The organism is Peribacillus sp. S4 (assembly GCF_046715815.1).
GTDB lineage: Bacteria > Bacillota > Bacilli > Bacillales > DSM-1321 > Peribacillus > Peribacillus frigoritolerans.
This window is the reverse complement of the sequence record NZ_CP175708.1, coordinates 724,907-744,023: the sequence shown is the minus strand read 5'-3', so window position 1 is coordinate 744,023 and position 19,117 is coordinate 724,907. Positions and strand designations below refer to the sequence as shown.

Sequence of the window (19,117 nt, the reverse complement as noted above, 5' to 3'; positions counted from 1 at the left end):
CATCTTTGTGCCAACCTTACAGCAAGCTTAAATCCATCAAAAAAACGCCTTCCACTTATGGAAGACGTTAAAGTAAAAGTATTTAACTTTGCTTCAGAAGCCTGCGGTCGATAACAAAATTACCAAATGGAATGAATGAAACGATGAAAATCATCGCCATTTTTAAAAAGGACCATTTTGATATGATGCTCACATAAAGTAATAAAAGCCCAAACACGACAAACAGGAAACCATGGATGCTGCCTAAAATGAGTGTTGCTTCCCCAATATCCAATATGTACTTAATGGGCATACCAATGGCAAGCAATAAAACATATGAGATTCCCTCAATTATTGTAATAAACCGAAACCATCCAATAGCTGTCGAAAACATTCTCTCATCCCCTTATTGTACAAGTATGGCATACAAATCCAGCTTCCTGTCCCAATCCAAAGCCCGTTACTCTATCATATAATATTACGGTGACACTCACTAATAAATAGTACCAGGTTTTCCTAAAAGTAGAACAACAAAAGAAGCCCAATCAAAGGATTGGGCCCTTAACAAAGTAGGTGAAATTTTACTTAAAGATGTTCAATTCCGAAACCAATTCGCTCCCTCATCCATGTGCACGAAAGGAATATCCGTATCAATTACACCTTTGATTCGTTCTAAATCAACATCTTCCCCTTCGAGCCATTTCGCAAAATCTACGGAAGTCGGCTCTTGGTTCCCTCCCAAGGCAATCCAAGCTTTCATCTCTTTAGGTAAATAAGCGGATGTATGAATCGTTCCCGCCCAGCTGCTATATAAATCCGAGAAGACACCTTGATTGGTATCATTAAACAACCGATAAGCATCGTAGGCTGAAGAAAGTTTCCCTTCATGATCTTGGATGATCTCCAATCGGCGTTTCGAATCGATAAGATGGTTACGGTTTTCATTTTTCATGATTTCAAAGTGATTGGTACAGGCATTTGACGTGCGCACCTCTACATTTCTTGGGGAGGTCTCCACAATATAGGTACTTCCGCTTTTATCATAGACGACGTAAGTGAAAGAATGACGATGCGGGATTTCCTTCAGCATCGCCACCGCTTCCTGAACGTCCGCACAAGATTCAACAATCAGTCTGCCAATCATGCAGCAGATGAAACCATCACCAGGGTTCTTGCGATTCATGAAGTTATAGCCTATCACCAACCCTTTTTCGTTCATTCCATCCATCCGGCCAGTCCCTCGCTGACTAGGGCCGATACTTGAATACCCTTGATCGGTTGGCTGGAATAAGACATAGCGTCCTTCATAAGTCTTCGGGTGGTAATCATAATTGCGAATGAGATAATCATTGCCTGTCATGATTGAACAGCCCGACCGGACATAATCCAATCGGTATCCACCGAACTCTTGCAGCACGCGGTCCATTGGCCATTTCAACGCTTCTTGCAATCCGAGTAATTCTTCCCAAACTCCAGGGGCGAATTGTGTAATGGCTCTCTTGACCTCTTCTTCTTCAACCGTAAACCTCGGCTGCCTGATCTTCCATTGATCTTCACGGTTCCTTACCGTTAGTGAATCTTTTAATTCCTCCCCTTGCATGTATCCAAACTCATAATGTGTACCCCGAAATTGTATGACATCACTATATATTTGCTTCACGGCTTATCCCTCATTTACAGTAGTAGCTATTCAAATTAAGGATACTTGAAGTATTGTTGAAAATAAAGAAGATAAGCCTTGAATCATGTCATTAGTTGAGAAGTATCTTCCCGTTATCTTACTATTGATGGAGACACGAATAAAGGCAGTGTAACGGTAAAAAGCATCTTCATAAATTAGGAAAATAAGCGGTTTTTTTTGTGCTATATTAGTTATAATTTTAATTTTCGAATTAAAGGAGGGTCTTACTTTGAAAGTACTCATTGGAACAATACTTTTATCAATTAGCCTTTTATTTTGGTCTTTTTCCAATTTTGACAATTACTATCCAACAAGAGAATTTATACTTGTTCATATAATAGTTAGTATCGTTGCCATTTTTATATTACTGTCATCATTAATACAATATATTAAAAATCCAAATGAAAAAATATAAAAATCATGCCCCACCTTATACAATTGGGGGATATCTCCCCACCCTGTTTAAACCATCTGAGTATTGCTGTACCCTGATAGTCAATTCCTCACAACAAACTTCTTACTTACGGAATAAGCTAAATTTATTTAATTTGTTATAATTTATCCCCTACTCTAGATGAGTAAGGGCTCAGACTAATGAAAACGTATAAATAAAAAAGGCGAACTTCTCAGTTCACCTTTCAATCACTTTTTCTTCTTTAATTTTCTACTGACTGTTTTTACGATCTTCGCAATAATAAATACCACTACAACAAGAATAATGATATCAATTATACCATTTACTATATTAATACTGTGCAATGTCTTCCACTCCTTAAAATGCGTATTTATTAAATGTACCAGTTTTAGTTTTAGTAGCAACTTGTACATACGCATCGGTATATGTGTATACGAATGCAAATCCAGTATATTTAACTGTTTTATCCATACTAAATTCTTCTTTGTTAATGAATGATGCTATACACGGTGGATAATTGTTTTCGTGCGCATTGAATAAGTTCCTATTTACTTTAATTTTCCTGTTCTATCGACTCTGTGGATAATCTTATTCTCTATCTTGAATCACAACTCTAAAGGAACCAAAAGTTTGTTGACTCTCATAATTATCAGCATTTACTTCATAAGGAAATGGGAAGGCGATGATTTGGAAATTATTTTCTCTTTCAACGTCGGGTAGATTAAAATCAAAAAGATGTCTAGTTTCTGGTGGAACAGTGGTATATAAGACGTCTGTGTTATCTCTAACTGCAACTTGTTCCCAATCTTTTAAAGCTATGATTGCATATCTGATCTCAGCATTTGTCTCATTTCCGGCAGAGAACTTAAGTTCCTTGCCTTCTTTTTCAGTCATAATTGATTACAACTTTTCCTGACTATTTGTGATAGATATATTTTCATTGAATCCATCCTTTACAATAGCATCAGGTTTTACTTGCTTTACTTTTTTTGCATCTTTCCCGCTGTCAGCTTTGTTGATAGAATACCGCATACTTAAAACTTGTTCTAAAATCCCTGCCCTATTTAGGTCGAGCTCCTTCAATTTATACTCTGGCTTTTGAACGATTACAAAAGTCAATTCACTGGAATCGGAACGAATGGGAACAGAAACTTTGAAGTTTATGGAGGAGTTAGGTTTCGCATCAAAGAAAAATTTATCTACTTCCTGCTCCTTATTTTCAGCTTTGAAATTTACTTGTTTATAATCTTCAAAAATAAGTAAAGCATACTTTCTGTCCTCATCAATGTCATTGTCTACTGAGGCAACAACTGTCACTTCATTGTTTTTACTATTAAGTGCACTTCCTTCATCGATAAGTTTACCATTCAAATCTTTCAAACCATACCCAACCGAACCATACTCAGCCGCATTCGTTTCTTTGCTTTCTTTTTCAATATCATCATTATTAGACGTGCTTAATCTTAATTCTTTAGGTGGAGATGAAGCATAAAACCAGTAAAAAACCCCAAGCAATATCAAAACAGATAATGCAGCTATGTAGTATTTTTTCATAAAACCAATCTTCCCCTAATTAAAAGAGATATGCAATGAGCATATCTCTTCATTATTTTTCTACTACCAATAGCAAAATCATTCCTGAAGTATGTTGAACCGTTCAATGTTTTAACTCCAATAGAGTCCGTCTTTGTAACTTGCCGATTTAGTTTTGATTAAAGAACCATCACCATCAAAGGTTTTAGCTCGTGCGTAAATCTAATCCTGTTCCTTTATACACGAGCATTTGTTCCTATTAAAGACAGAAAAAATCCTTCTCCGGTTAAGAGAAGGATTTCTTTCAGTAATTAGGAAAATCACTTACATTACAATCCATCTGTAGTCTAAATAATCATATTTCTTCGGATAGATAATGTTCCAGAATATGTATTAGCAACTGTAACAGATTTAGCAAGTGTTAGACTTGCAGGACCTGATCCACTTGTTCCATTTTTCCATGAACCGTAAGCTTTACTTTGATACCCCTGATTAAATGTTAAATACCAGAGTGACGAATAAGCACTCATTCTATTATCTGTAGAAACTTTAGTTTCAACCCCACTAGCAGAAGCAGAATTACTAAACATAGATAATGATAGAACCAAGCCAATTGATAAAACCAAAAACTTAAATAATTTAACAATATTTTCCTCCTCTTTAATTTCTATACTATAATAACAATAATATTCCAATTTTGTAAATAGCTAATTTAAACGTTATTATTATATAGTCAAAACTTAAAATGAAATGAGGATCCAACATGTTATTAGCCCTAGGAGTTTTTTGTATAATTATAGCTTTGTTAATGTTACTCTTAATTAATTTATTTTCTCAGGCTTTTCCTTCTAATGTTTTAGTAGGGGATGAAGAAGTTCTTAGAAACTTTTTCACTATGGATAACCTGATTTATCCAATTGCGACAATCATTATAGGATTAATTTTTTTGATATATCATTTTACAAGAAGAAAGAACTAACATAGCTATATTAAATTAATGTTATCAAAAGTTTTAGGGATAGCTGTCGCCAAGTCGACAGCTATCTTTCATATTTACTTTTTTTAATATGCATAAAACAATTGTTTAAAAGATTCTTTACCAGCCTTTTTATCTGCAGTTATCACTTTAGCCTGCTGAAACTTATACAATGCCGACTCAGTACCTTTGCCAAAGGTTGAATCTAGTGATCCAGGGTTAAATCCTTCCAAATAAAGTGCAGCTTGTAGGATCCATGTGAGATTGCCTTTTGCACCTTTTCAACAGTAACAATGGCAGCCTTAGTTTTAGCTCCCCATTTACCATCCACAACAAGCTTTTTATTGAATTGTTTATTGAGTTCCGTTTGTAAAGCTTTGATTAGTGCTGATTTGGTTTTAGGGCCATTGAATCCATCCACAATAAGAACAGCATTATAACGGCTATTTAACGTTATTTGAATGGACTTAACTACTTCATCTCCACTGTTTGAAGATTCATCATCCTCTTTTTTATCAGGTTGTACAATAATTTCTTTAGCATTTCCAAAATTGATTTTCTGACCAATTTTTAATTTAGTTGGATCAATACCAGGATTCGCTTTAATTAAATCTTCAACTTGAACTCCGCCTGCACCGTCTTTATGTGCAATGCTCCATAAAGTATCGCCTTCTTGGATTGTATAAACATCAGGAGCCGGTGCTGGTTTGGCTGGAGTTTTTGAACCTTTCCAATCAAAAGCATCTCTGTAGTTATACTGACAACAAGCTTTCCAACTATAACCTGGCATTTCATTATGGGCCTTATACTATTTCCCAATCCCATCTTTAACAAGTGCAGCGTGTAGATCTGCAATACTCGCAAGTGTGCCATCGTCCATCTTGTCATAGCGATAATCACCAGCAACACAAATTCCAAGTGAGAATTGATTGCTGTTTCCAACATGGTAAGTCCTTTGGTTAATGTCATTTGCATATACAATCCTGGCCCTCTTACCATTCGGTGTATTAATTAGATTCTTAGGCTCTATTACAAACGTATAGCCACATCCAGGCCAACCGAGTGTATTTACATGGTAATCTGCAAAGCTTGCAGCATCAGATCCACCCAAATTCTTTTTTGTTAATGAATGATGCCATACACGGTGAGTAATTGATTTTGTTCGCTTTGAGTAAGTACCATTTGATTTTAACTTGCCTCTCATATCAACTAATTGTGGAAGATTTGTAAAGTTCATTTACTTACTTTGTACGGATGATAACTGATTCAGTAGAATTATCTTATACAACATTCCCCTATTTCAATTAAGCCTTAAGCAAAGAAAAAATACACCATGTAATCTCCTCTTAAATTCGATATTCACATCATAAGTTGTAAATAAGATAAGCCTTTAAAATTTTTGAAACAACTCACCACCCCATACCTCCTTCATAATCTGTAACTAGGCACATTTATGAGGGGGACGAATCATGGAGATGGAATTAACGGCACTCCATTGGATTTATGTTGTTTTTATTGCATTGATAATCGGGTTTATGGTAAAACGTCGTGATACTACCCTCATCTGCATAATTGGGATTTTCCTTTTGGCTTTAGTGGCTACAGGCAGTTTAGCCTCTTCCATAAGCGGGATATTCAACAGCTTCATTTTCGCAATAACGGAATTAATGGCAACGATTTTAATCATTTCCATCATCGTTGCCATGAGTACGGTTTTGACGAAGTCGGGCATTAATGATGTCATGATTGCACCATTTGCGAAATTCATTAAGAACCCTACACTCGCCTTTTGGGTAATCGGAATCGTCATGATGGTGATATCCTGGTTTTTCTGGCCATCACCTGCCGTTGCCTTACTTGGTGCAGTCCTTCTCCCAGTTGCCTTACGGGCTGGTTTACCTGCACTCGGCGTGGCGATGGCGATGAACCTTTTTGGTCATGGAATCGCATTATCAGGGGATTTCATCATTCAGGCTGCCCCTAAACTTACGGGTGATGCGGCTTCGATACCAGTCGGTGATGTCATCGCTGCGAGCATACCCCTTGTCATTACGATGGGGGTTGTCACCACCCTCTCCGCCTTTATCCTTTTAAAGCGGGATATGAAGCTTGGAAGAATCAAGGCGGATAATGTGGGATTTGTCCAAGATCAAACAATGAGTGAAAATCTGCTTACACTGGGACAAAAGAAATTTTTTGCCGTCTTCATTCCGATCGCCTTTCTGTTGGATGTTGTGGCATTGTCGATTTTGAAGTTGCAAGGCGGAGATGCCACCGCGTTGGTTGGCGGTACAGCCGTTTTCATTTTGCTGATTTTATCCCTTGTCGCACATAAGCAGCAAGGGCTTGAAAAATCAACGGCCTATTTGATCCAGGGTTTTCAATTTGGCTTCAAAGTATTCGGACCAGTCATTCCGATCGCCGCATTCTTCTATTTAGGTGATTCTGGATTCAATCAGATCATCGGTGACTACTTACCTAAAACATCCCTCGGCATCGTCAATGACCTCGGTGCCGCATTGGCCGCCTCCGTTCCTTTAACGAAAGAAATAGCCGCCGTCACATTAACCGGCATCGGTGCCATCACCGGCTTGGATGGATCGGGCTTCTCAGGCATTTCTTTAGCGGGATCTGTCGCTAAACTCTTTGGCACGGCAATCGGAGGAGGAACCGCCACCTTGACTGCACTCGGGCAAATAACAGCGATTTGGGTTGGCGGAGGTACCCTCATTCCATGGGCACTGATTCCGGCAGCTGCCATATGTAATGTCAGTCCCTTTGAACTTGCCCGCCGGAATCTGCTTCCGGTAACCATTGGTTTAGCAGTGACTACAATAGTAGCGATGTTTCTCATTTAATCGAATTGCGCCGATTTGTGTGGACTCCTAAAAGGAGGTTCGATTGTTTTTTACTTTTTTATAAGGATGGACCCATCATTGATCGAAGAAATTAGCGACATTCCTGCCGAATAACTGGCTAGCCGGGACCCCACAGGTGCTTCTGTCGAGGAAGCTTAGCAGACAGTCGGCCGTGGGAGTGGATTTCTGAAAATAACTGGAGCTTTATAAATTTGTCTACAGTAAAAAGGACTGAAATAAATCAGTCCTTTTTTAGATGAAGATTGGGTTTCATTGGTATCCGAACGGATGCTTACATTAGAGCAGGTTTTGGTGCAAGGCAGTCAGTCCGCTCTCTTAAATCAAGACTCCACAACGATTATTGAGTACATACTCTTGAATGATTTTTAAAACGATATCCTGGTTTTGCTTTATATAGAAATGATCACCCTTTAATATATGCAAGCCTTCAATATGTTCAATGTATTCATTCCAGCTTTCGATACTTTCCTTCGTCACGGTATCATTCGATCCCAATAGCAAAACGGCTTTGTTTCCCACCTTTTTATCGCGTTTTTTTTCATGGTGATAGTTGGATAATACATTCAAGTCGGACTGGATTATCGGAAGGAATATATTCATGAAATCTTCCGTTTCCAGGAGTTCCTTGTTTGTTCCCCCGATTTTTTCAAGCGATTGTTTTAAATGTTTTGTATTAGAGCAATCGATTTGGTCTACTTTATATTCTGGGGATGACTTACTTGAAATGAATAAATGTTCAACTTTATTATCATCTCTTTCTTCTAATTTTGCCGCAATTTCATAGGCTACGATCGCACCCATGCTATGTCCAAACAAAGAGATGTTTTCCAGTGAATTCATTTGATGTTTCGTTTCCATTTCCTTCAATAATATATCCGTCAAATCCGTCATATGTTCACATAATGGTTCACTATATTTACTGCCATGTCCAGGGTATTCCAGCGGAATAACCTCTATCACGTCATCCTCAAATTTCCATTCTCTATAAAAAGATGCACTTCCCCCAGCATAAGGGAAACAAAAAAGTGTTTTCTTCAGTCCTTCCATCCCCCTTCTCTTACAATCCATTATTTCAACATGTACTTCATAAAGCTTTCAACATACCTTGAATCGATTTCCGGCATTTTCATTGATAGCAGTTCCATTTCCTTCTTGGTTTTTCCTTGCAGGATTTCCGACTCTTTTAATTTTGTTGATTCATCTATTAACTGGGACAAAGCACTTAATGAATGAATCTCGTTAGATTGTGTCTTTTCTTTTAAAGATTGTAACCACTCTTCCAAATCCATATTGGAGTAAGGTATTTCATTTTTTTCGAAGAAGGAGGTCACGAATTCACTTGAAACTCTCTGATCATTGAACATATGATAGATCCCGAGCTTCTGATTCTCTTTCAATCTTGATATTTTGTAAATAAACTCACTTACAAAATCGACTGGCATCAATTCGAAATGAATTTCCTCTTTAAATGGCAAAATCCTTTGTTCAATAAATGATTCAAAAACCTTGTACAACATATCCTTCTCGTTCCAAACCCCATTTGAATTAGATGAAATCCTGCCTAATCGGAAAATATCGATTGTCAGTCCAAGTTCCCTTGCTTGTAGAAGCAATTTCTCGGCAACCCATTTGGACTGGCTGTATCCGATCATTAAATCGGGGGAATAAACCAATTCGTCTTCCTCGTCCCATTTCCTTTCTCCGGTCAAGACAGAAAGCGTTGATGCATAATAAATGTTTTTACGATTGCATGATGAAGCAAACTTAATGACTTCCACTACACCATCCACATTCGATATTTTTGATTTGCTATACGGCTCGAAGAAATTCGTTTCAGCACCGACATGATACACATGAGAAACATCATTGCTTAATTTCTCATATGTCACATCATCCAGACCGAAATGATGTTTACTAAGATCCCCTTCAATGACAACGATTCGACTTACGAATTCATCCTGCCAAAGACCATATTTCATTAAAGTATCTTTCAATCTATTTCTTGAAGGAAATCTAACCAAACAATAGATTTTGACATCTTCCAATTCCAGTAATAATTTGTTTAATAGGTGTGCTCCCAAAAAACCTGTTCCACCTGTAATCATCATATTTTTTTCAATTTGAACGGGTTTAGCGGATATTTCCCTTATTTTCTCCATCAATACTCGATCGAGCACGGAATCCTTTTCCATCACCTCTTCCATGCTGCAAGAATAGTCGACTTCAAGTGCTTCAACAAATTTATTCACTGTATTATTTTCCAATAAGATTTGTAAAGTGGCTTCAGGAAGTACCGTTTCCTTCATTACATAGACCAGTTTGGTAGCTAAAATGGAATGGCCTCCATGTTCAAAGAAGTTGTCGTCCAATCCTAGACTTTGATTTCCCAATACATTTCTCCAAATCTCCAATACTTCTTTTTTCTTTCCAGTTTCTTGATTGGCTAAGGAAGTTTTATTTTGCACGATCTCCATTTCCAATAATTTCTCTTTATCGACTTTACCGTTGGCATTAAGCGGGAAATCATCCACCCTTACAAAAAAGTGGGGAATCATATATTTCGGCAATTCATTGTTCAGATAATCTTTAATATCCTTTTCAGCGTTTTCCGCTTTTTTATCTTCATGTTTGTAATAAGCGATCACATAATTTTCATCATTGATGTTTTTAACAGCAACGACTGAACTTTCAATCTTCATGTATTGATCAAGCTTGTCTTGAATTTCATTCAGTTCAATTCTAAAACCGCGAATTTTCACTTGACTGTCTTTCCGACCTTTATACAGAATCTCACCATTTTGTAACCGGATGCCATGATCACCTGTTTTATACCACTTCGTCTGATTCAAATCACCCTTGATCAACGCTTGCTCCGTTAATTGCGGCTGATTTAAATAGCCTCTCATGACCCCTTGACCGCCAATGTAGATTTCGCCTATTTCCCCATCTGCTACCTCGACTAGTCCTTCAGATAGAATCTTGATTTCTACATTGCTCAATGGTTTTCCAATGGGAATAACATCTGCATCTTTGTCTTCGACCTCATGACAAATGGCAAAAGTTGTGCATTCAGTTGGTCCATACCCATTAATCAAGGAGAAGTGACCGATTGTTTGCTTCAATCTTCTCACATGGGAAACCGAGATCTTATCTCCGCCAACCACAATTTTCTTTAATCCTTCAAAAATTAATGGATCCTCATCTACCATTGCATTGAAAAGACCTGTCGTAAAAAAGGCTACATCCACCTTTCCAATCGATATCGCTTCTTTCCAATCATCAAAAGAAGTGAACTCATTCGGCATCAGGAATAAAGTCGCTCCATTCAATAAAGCTCCCCATATTTCAAAGGTTGCGGCGTCAAAGCATGGGTTGGAAAATTGGGCCACTCTATTATTTTCGTTAATTTCTAGTATTTCAGAGTTCAGTACTAAATTGACTACACTTTTATGCTCTATCATTACACCTTTTGGCTTTCCAGTCGTACCTGATGTATAGATGACGTATGCGAGACCCTTCTCCGAGGAACGGTTCACGGGGATATGCCCGTCCCTGCTTAGTTCATTCATCTCAAATGGAATTGGTTCAATATTCAATTCCCGGAGCTTCCCTTCTTGACCATTAAACGATAAGAAGAACTTCATATCCGTATCTGCAAGCATATATTCCAATCTTTTTAATGGGTACTTTTCGTCGATTGGAACATAGCAACAGCCTGACTTTATTATGGCAAGCATCCCTATGATCAGTTCCATGGACCTTTTGCTTGGAATACCGATCATTGTTTCTTCTTGAATCCCCAGATCTATGATCCTTTTGGCAAGCTTATCTGAAAGCATGTCTAGTTCTTTATAAGTAATTTGACGTTCATTTTCGCAAAGTGCCGCTTTTGATTGATTATCTTCCACGATTTTTTTAAAAGCTTCAGTTATTGACATCAATTTATTCGTCGTCATCGATTTACTTATCATCGGGCCCCAACTTTCAAGTGATTTATTAATTTTCCAATAGGTGGCAGTGTTTCATTTTCTGTTAGTTTTAAGAATATTTCCTGCATGGAATCCATAAAACGTAAAATTTCATATTCGGTGAATTTACTGTCTTTATAAATGATCTTATAATGCAGCTTGGATTGCATTACAGCCGCAGAGAACGTAAGATCAAAATTGGTCGATTCACTTCCGACTGAATTTTCGATCATGATTCGCGAATCCTCTGCCGATTCTGTGCTCGGATAATTTTCGAATACAAATATATGTTGGAATAATTCCTTATCCCAAGGAATTTCAGCGTATCGCTTTATATCCGTAAGTGAACTGAACTCATACTCCCTCATTTGTAATTGCTTGTTTTGAATCGCAGTAAGATAGGATTGCAAATCATCTTCCCAATCGATTTTCAACGAGAATGGCAGAGTATTGATCAATAAGCCTACAGCTTTTTCAATATGCGGAATGCTGAGGTTCCTTCCTGAGCTTGTCACCCCATAGCATACTGAGTCGCTCTCACTTAGGCACGATAGAACGATGCTCCAAACTCCTTGAACAACGGTATTGATCGTTTTTCTATGCCGCTTGGATAATTCTATTAATCTATCGGTAAGCTCTTCAGGCAGGCTATATTCAATAACTTTATCCGCTGTAAAAGCTTCCTTATCCGTTTTCTTACCTATTAGTGCTTTTACTTGTTCAAAATCCCTCAATTCTTCATTCCAAAAAGCTGCTTCATCCTGTTTATTCATATTCCTGACATGATTCATGACTTGCTTATAGGCAATCTTATGTTCATCACTGTCTTTTACCATATTGGATGGGTTTCGATAATTATTCAAAAAATGATTAATGACGATTTGCAGGCTCCAGCCATCCATTAAAGCATGATGATGTGTCCATATGAATTTATAGCGATGATCCGATAGCTGGATCAAGGTGATGTTCATGAGCGGACCATTCTCTAAATCCATTTGTCTGTTTTTGCTATGCTCTAAAAGATTTTCTATCTTGGATGCCGATTCGTCCTCACTAAACATCGTTAGATCCACATGATTGAACACATAATAAATGTCATTTAGGATGATTTGGTAACGGTCCCCCAATTGATTGCGCCTGAAAACGGATCTAAGAACGTCGTATTTTCTACAGGTTTCATTCCATGCTTCTTCCAATTTGTCCAAGTCCAGATCACCTATTAAATCAATGGATAGCTGTGAAATATATTCAGGACTTTGAGTTACTTCACTATGGAATAACATCCCTTCTTGAAGTGATGTCACTGGGTAAATCTCTTCAATGTTATTAAACTTATTAATGAAATGGGTAATCGTACTTCCATCGACTATCTTCTCAGCTTGAAAGTCCGTTTCGACAATGGAGTCATTCAAATCTGCGCTTCCACTTAAAATATTGTTTAAGTGTACTTCAACTTCTTTACATATCATTTGGTAGTTTTCATTGTTGCTATCGCCAATAATATTCAGCATGAGCCTATTGTTTACGATGCTGGCGACAAAATTGAGCTTATATGGAAATGTATAGTTCAAATCGATATTGCTGCTATTGGTTTGTTCCATATCACCAGTGTTATTAAATTGACCTAGATAGTTGTAACTCACAAGGCTGTCTGGATAGTTATGATTCCGAGTGGAAATATACTTTAGGATTCCAAAGTCAAACCCTTTGTTTGGCACACTTCTTAATCTGTTTTTTGTATTTCTCAAGGTTGAGCCCAAAGACGGCATTCCTTTAATCCTTACTGGATAAATGGAGGTGAACCACCCTACTGTCCTTGATAGATCAATATCATCTTCAATATCCTCTCTGCCATGACCTTCTAAATCGAGCCAAAATTCATCAATTCCCATTATATTGGAAATTGAATGGGCAATAACGGATAATAAAACCTCATCAATCGTCGTTTTATGTTTTCTTAAAGTGGTTTTAATGAGGTTTTGTGTTTGGTCCTCATCCACTTGTATTTTGTACATGTTTTCAAAATCACATGTTTCTCCTAAGCTATGCGTCAGCGGAGAAACTGGAATATTCATTTCCTTTTCCCAATATTGAACGGCATCTTCCGGGAGGCCAGTGTTCTGATATTCGTTCAGTTTCTCGGACCATTGTTTATAAGAAGTCGTTTTTAAAGGCAGTGATGGTTCTTGTCCATTCTTTATCTGTTGATAGCATCTTTCGAAATGATCAAGAAGTATCCTCCACGAAACACCATCAACCACAAGGTGATGAATCACCCAAAAAATCCTTACCTCCTTTTGATTCCTGAATAGAAGGAACTTCATCATGGGGCCGTTGTGTATGTTTAAACTTTGTTGGGCGTTTTCTTCCAGCTCCTTAATTACTTTCAGACTATTTTCATCTGTAAAACTGGAAACATGATACTCATGAAAACCGCATGCCGTATCAGCATTTGATATATTGCCAATATAAGAATCACCATGTTTTTCAAATAATGTCCTTAATATGTCGTGCTGATCAACTAATTTCATGATGATTTGTTTATATTGTTCGGTCGCCAATGCGTGATCCTTCATCAAAACGACTGACTGATTCCAATGATGGATATTGTCATGATTTTCATTAAAAAACCAAGATTGAATAGGCGTCAACGGAACATAACCTGATATTTTTTCTTGGACCACTTGTTTTTGTTCCAGCTCATTTACAATATTCCCTAGCTCACGGACCGTTTGGTATTCAAATAAATCTTTAGGCGTTATAAATAGATCTTTTTCTTTTGCAGCCGAGCATATTTGAATGCTGATGATTGAATCACCACCACATTCAAAGAAGTTATCTTCTGGTCCTATAGCGGGATCGTTTAATACATCTCTCCATATTGTCAGAAGCTCTGTTTCAGTTTTGGACAGCTCTTGCACATCCGGCACTTTTTTCTTCCTCTCATCCAACTGTTCCTTCCATTTCGGCAGGGATTTCCGATCAACTTTCCCATTCGGCGTCAAAGGGAATTTATCCAGTTGCATAAAATGAGCAGGAATCATGAAAGCAGGCAGTGTTTCTTTCAGTCTTCTTCTGATTGAATCCACCGAAACCTCATCATTCACCGTATAATAAGCAATTAGCCTTTTATTCTCAAATCCATCTTCCATTGCCGTTACATAACTATCTTTGATTTCTGCTAGTTTTCGTAATGAAACATTAACCTCCGATAGTTCAACACGGTATCCTCTTATTTTCACTTGGTCGTCCGCTCTGCCTATATAAACTAATTCCCCAGCTTTATTATGCTTAACTAAATCCCCGGTTCTGTATACTTTTTCAGCAGGGTTGAATGGATTGGATATGAATCTTTCATTTGTCAGGCTCTCATTATTCAGATATCCCCTCGCTAACCCAATTCCTCCGACATAAAGTTCACCAACCGCTCCTGCCGGCACTAGTTTCCGGTTTTCATCCAACACAAGTGCAACCGTGTTAGTCAGTGGCTTCCCAATTGAAACAACGAATTCATCTGTTGCATCCTCATTGGGGGGAAACATTTTAAAACTTGTACACACCGAATATTCAGTAGGCCCGTAGCCATTGAAAAACGATATATGCTTAAACTTCGAAACGAGCTCGACTGGACATTCAGAACCTGCAGATCCCAACACTTTAATCGTGCTCAATTCATTGATTGGCAGTTCCTTCAACACAGCAGGCGGTAAAATGATATGAGAAATTCCTTCACGCTTAATTTGTTCAACAAGTTTATTCATGTCAAATTGATTTTCTTTATCTACGCTTATATGCAGCTCCGCACCGAACAATAGTGTGCTGAAAATCTCTATGACGGATGAATCAAAATTAAACGTAGCGAATTGCAGCACTTTAGCTGATGTATCTAAACACATCATTTTATTTTGGTTATGAACCAAGTTAATGATTCCTCTATGTTCCAACATGACTCCTTTTGGCCTGCCTGTCGTTCCAGAGGTATAAATGACATATGCTAAGTCCCGCTGATCCGCAATGTGAAGATTCTCTGTCATTGACAAATCCGATTCATTTTCAATATTTTCAAAATATATTATTTTGGATGGGTCAATCAAACCACTCTTTCCGAGTTCTTTGTGACTCAAGCAATAGGAAATGGACGAATCTTCAACCATGTAGCTTAATCGTTCATTAGGATAATGAGGATCCAATGGAACATACGCAGCACCTGCTTTAATTACTGCCAACATCCCCGTCACCATATCAATTGATCGATTCACATAAATTCCGACTCTTTCTTCTTTAGAAATCCCTTTGCTTAGTAAATAGTGTGAAAGCCGATTGCTCTTATCATTCAATTCGCGATATGTAATGGTTTTGGAACCATCAACAATGGCTACCTTATCAGGAAATCGCTCAACAATTTTATGGAAGGCTTGTGGGATTGTGTCATTGATCCCCTCAAAGCGAATGGTTTCTCCCTGCCATTCTTCCAATAATACTTTCTCCTGCTTCTTACTCACGACGGATACCTTGTCAATGGATTGTTCAGGCTGATAAGTAATCTTCCTGATCCACTCCAGGAAATTTTCAGCTAATGATTGAATGGTTTGTTCATTGAAGATCCCTGAATTATACTCAAAGGCGAATAATAGCTTATCTTCATATTCTTCTGCAGCTAAACTCAAATCGAATTTTGCTGCCTTTGATTTTAATACTTCAGGCGTTATCTTTATGTATTCACTTTCCAATGCAGCTTTGGCATTATTTTGTAAAATGAAGACGGTTTGAAATAAAGAAGTGCTTGCTAAATTTCTTTCAGGGTTAATGACTTCAACGATCTTCTCCAATGTCATTTGCTGATGATCATAGATGTCGATGATATGGCCTGTATTTCTTTGAAGTATCTCTTCAAATGTTTCCTCATGTCCCAGCTTTAATCTAAAGGGCAGTGTATTGACAAAATAACCTATCGATTTTTCTGTCCCTTCAATCATTCTATTCGCCAAAGGACTACCAACGATGATATCGTTTTGGCCTGTATATTTTGCTAGGAAAGACTGGTACATCGTTAGCAGTGTCATGAATAATGTCGAGTTTTTTTCCAGGGACATCCGCTTTAAACCCTGGAGCTCTTCCCTTGATAGTTCCACTATAAAACTACTGCCATCGTTGCGATTTTCTTTTGTACGAACCGTATCTAAAGGAAGCTCCAATTTAGGTAATTCCCCAGATAAGTTTGTTTCCCAAAATTGCGATTCTTCTTTCATGTTATTTTCCAACCAGTTTTTCTGCTCTAATGCAAAATCCTTATATTGTTTAAAGTCATTTCCAAGGATAAGTTCCTTTTCATTCACTTCACTGTCATAAAACGATAACCATTCATCTAAAAATATACTCACTGACCATCCGTCAAAAACGAAATGGTGGAGATTCACAAATAAAACAAAATCCTTTTCACTCAATTTAACAAGTTTCACTGTCAGGAGAGGACCTTTTTCAATTTCAAAGATTTCTGATTGGACATCGTCTTCAATTTGCAGCATACGAGTCTTTTGCTGTTCGGGCTTTAACGCAGAGAGATCGATTTCATCTATTTTTATGTACAAATCTTCCCTGATTTCCTGATAGCCTTTACCGGCTTTTTCACGGACGGTGGTCCTCAAAATCTCATGTCTAGTAACGACTTGATTTAAGGCTTTTTCCAGCATTGAAGTATCCACTCTTCCAGTAATTTTATATTTCTGAGGGATATTATAATTGGCTGTCTTACCGTTTAGTTTTTCGTTGAACCATAAAGCCTCTTGGTTACTGGATAAAACATGATTTTCTTGTTGCGCTTCTATGTGCTCTTTGTCATGATCTGAAATTTCATTAATGATGAAGTCTGTCAACGAATCGATTGTTGAATTTTGAAAAATATTTTTCAAAGTTAGAATTTGATTGTATTCTTTGTTTAATTTGGTCAATAACTTCATGGCTAAAATCGAGTGTCCGCCCATTTCAAAAAAATCGGCATCTTTATCGATTTGACTTGTTGATAAGACTTCCAAAAATGTCTTTTCCACGAAAGATGAAACGACCTGCGTTTCATTTCTTGGAGGTGTACTCATTTCCGGAAAGATCTTATGATTTAGCATTTTCAATGTAGGATTTTCAAACAAATCAGCTAATTTCATATTCGCATCAAGTCTTTTATTTATTTTAGACACCATTTTCATGGCTGTTATCGAATGCCCGCCCAATTGAAAGAAATCAGAATCACCATTAATATCGCTGTTCAAGAAAAACTCTTGCCAAATTTCTTTAAGTCCTTGATTAACGGATGTGGATGTCATCGAATGGGCATCCGTTGCTTGATCGTCTTTACTCACATTATTTTTTAGTTTTGAAAAGTGAATATCCACATATATTTCATCAATTTGCTGAGCTTCAGTAATTTGATGGGCAATCTGCATGAAGGCTGATTGGATATCATATACTAGTGAACGCTGTAAGAAGCAGGTATTAAAGTACAATTTGCATGTAATCGTTTCTTTATTATCCTGGGCTTGTAACGATAACGGAAAGCTATGTGACTCTTTTCCGCCTTCGACCTCCCAGTTAATGCTAAAGCCTTCATCTTTCGCTTCCGGATAATTTTCATAAACAAATAAAGTTTCGAAAATCGGATCTTCCTTCTTTAATTTCGTATGCCGTTTGATATCCACTAAAGAAATTTGAGAGTAATCCAGCATATTGTTCAATGTTTCCTGGAATCGTTTCAGTAAATCGGTAACGCTGTCTGTATCGTTTATTTCAGCTATCATAGGAATCGTATTAATGAGCATCCCAACGATTTCTTCCGATTTGAATAAGTTGTTCGACCTGCCAGAGCTGACGATTCCAAAGACGATTCGATTTTGATTGGACATTTCCTTTAGGACAATTGACCAAATTAACTGCAGTAATACATTAAGCGTTACATGGTTTTTAGCGGCAAATTCTCTTAAAAGCTTACTTTGTGTTTTATCCAGCTCCCAGAAGAGATCATTGTCCTGGTGGTTTTCCTTCACATGTTTCAAGACGGGAAATGTGATCGTCGGCTGCTCAATATCCTTTGCAAGCTCTTTCCAAAAACGATTTAAATCTTCCGCATCTGTTTTATTCATATACCGGATAAAATCTCCATATTGCTTTGGCTTTTCAATAAGTTCTTTGGAGTCTTTTCCTACAATTCGGCTGTAAATAACAAAGAGTTCATCGATGACTATACTGGTACTCCAGCCATCCAAAATGATATGGTGATGAGTCCAAATCAAGTTAAACTGATTTTCTTCAATTTTCACTAACTGGAGTTTCATCAAATTGGAGTTATTCACATCCATCTCCTGGGATTCGGAAGTCACTCTTTGAATTTCCATTAATTGTTCATGCTCACTCAACTCTGTCATATCGATCAATTCTGGTTGATATTCCATTGTATTGAAGACAACCTGAACATTATTTTCAATATTTTTAGAGATGACCTTCATTCTTAATGCTTCATGTCGTTCTACAACCTGACTCCACGCCTCGAACAATGCATCTACTTCAAGAGCGCCCGTTATCCTGATTCGCATTTGAGAAATGTAAAGGTTCTCTGTTGAATTGTTCATTTCCAGTTCATAAAGGATTCCTTCTTGAAGCGGAGTTAATGAGTAGATATTCTGAATAGATTTCTCCAAT

At 37.5% G+C, this 19,117-nt stretch carries 13 protein-coding genes; 2 read left to right on the top strand and 11 right to left on the bottom strand.

Annotated features, from left to right (window positions below):
• Positions 1-82: 82 nt before the first annotated feature.
• The 5 genes from ACJ9PY_RS03495 to ACJ9PY_RS03475 all read right to left on the bottom strand — a co-directional run bounded on the left by ACJ9PY_RS03495 (position 83) and on the right by ACJ9PY_RS03475 (position 4,303).
• Positions 83-373: a DUF3817 domain-containing protein gene (locus tag ACJ9PY_RS03495; protein ID WP_034305497.1), complete on the bottom strand. Its 291-nt coding sequence runs from the start codon at positions 371-373 to the stop codon at positions 83-85.
• Positions 374-574: 201 nt separating this feature from the next.
• A complete protein-coding gene (locus ACJ9PY_RS03490; protein WP_411739491.1) occupies positions 575-1,639 on the bottom strand; it encodes a C45 family autoproteolytic acyltransferase/hydolase in 1,065 nt (354 codons plus the stop codon).
• Positions 1,640-2,663: 1,024 nt separating this feature from the next.
• On the bottom strand, positions 2,664-2,969 hold the full coding sequence (locus ACJ9PY_RS03485) for a hypothetical protein (protein WP_411739490.1): 306 nt from the start codon (positions 2,967-2,969) through the stop codon (positions 2,664-2,666).
• 6 nt (positions 2,970-2,975) lie between these two features.
• On the bottom strand, positions 2,976-3,629 hold the full coding sequence (locus ACJ9PY_RS03480; protein WP_411739489.1) for a hypothetical protein: 654 nt from the start codon (positions 3,627-3,629) through the stop codon (positions 2,976-2,978).
• Positions 3,630-3,955: 326 nt separating this feature from the next.
• Entirely contained in the window at positions 3,956-4,303 is a 348-nt protein-coding gene (locus ACJ9PY_RS03475) for a hypothetical protein (protein WP_411739488.1), read from the bottom strand.
• A 68-nt stretch (positions 4,304-4,371) separates the two neighbouring features.
• Between ACJ9PY_RS03475 and ACJ9PY_RS03470 the strand changes: the two genes are divergently transcribed.
• Complete coding sequence (locus ACJ9PY_RS03470) at positions 4,372-4,587, top strand: hypothetical protein (protein WP_309519425.1); 216 nt, start codon at positions 4,372-4,374, stop codon at positions 4,585-4,587.
• Between the two features lie 83 nt (positions 4,588-4,670).
• Here ACJ9PY_RS03470 and ACJ9PY_RS03465 read toward each other — a convergent pair whose 3' ends face one another.
• The 3 genes from ACJ9PY_RS03465 to ACJ9PY_RS03455 are packed head-to-tail and all read right to left on the bottom strand — an operon-like array spanning position 4,671 to position 5,788.
• On the bottom strand, positions 4,671-4,817 hold the full coding sequence (locus tag ACJ9PY_RS03465) for a peptidoglycan-binding domain-containing protein (protein WP_369316016.1): 147 nt from the start codon (positions 4,815-4,817) through the stop codon (positions 4,671-4,673).
• A complete protein-coding gene (locus tag ACJ9PY_RS03460) occupies positions 4,790-5,374 on the bottom strand; it encodes a LysM peptidoglycan-binding domain-containing protein (RefSeq protein ID WP_369316015.1) in 585 nt (194 codons plus the stop codon). Before ACJ9PY_RS03460 ends, ACJ9PY_RS03465 begins: the two co-directional genes overlap by 28 nt.
• 18 nt (positions 5,375-5,392) lie before the next feature.
• Positions 5,393-5,788, bottom strand: a complete 396-nt coding sequence (locus ACJ9PY_RS03455; RefSeq protein ID WP_230300421.1) for an N-acetylmuramoyl-L-alanine amidase — start codon at positions 5,786-5,788, stop codon at positions 5,393-5,395.
• A gap of 265 nt (positions 5,789-6,053) precedes the next feature.
• Between ACJ9PY_RS03455 and ACJ9PY_RS03450 the strand changes: the two genes are divergently transcribed.
• Entirely contained in the window at positions 6,054-7,442 is a 1,389-nt protein-coding gene (locus tag ACJ9PY_RS03450) for a hypothetical protein (RefSeq protein ID WP_411739487.1), read from the top strand.
• Between the two features lie 336 nt (positions 7,443-7,778).
• Here ACJ9PY_RS03450 and ACJ9PY_RS03445 read toward each other — a convergent pair whose 3' ends face one another.
• From ACJ9PY_RS03445 to ACJ9PY_RS03435, 3 genes are read right to left on the bottom strand one after another with little or no spacing between them, the layout of a single operon-like run.
• Positions 7,779-8,510: a thioesterase II family protein gene (locus tag ACJ9PY_RS03445; RefSeq protein WP_411739486.1), complete on the bottom strand. Its 732-nt coding sequence runs from the start codon at positions 8,508-8,510 to the stop codon at positions 7,779-7,781.
• A 20-nt stretch (positions 8,511-8,530) separates the two neighbouring features.
• The gene (locus ACJ9PY_RS03440) at positions 8,531-11,434 is read right to left on the bottom strand and encodes a non-ribosomal peptide synthetase (RefSeq protein WP_411739485.1); all 2,904 of its coding nucleotides are present in this window, start codon (positions 11,432-11,434) and stop codon (positions 8,531-8,533) included.
• Complete coding sequence (locus ACJ9PY_RS03435; protein ID WP_411739484.1) at positions 11,431-19,116, bottom strand: amino acid adenylation domain-containing protein; 7,686 nt, start codon at positions 19,114-19,116, stop codon at positions 11,431-11,433. Before ACJ9PY_RS03435 ends, ACJ9PY_RS03440 begins: the two co-directional genes overlap by 4 nt.
• Position 19,117: the final 1 nt, after the last annotated feature.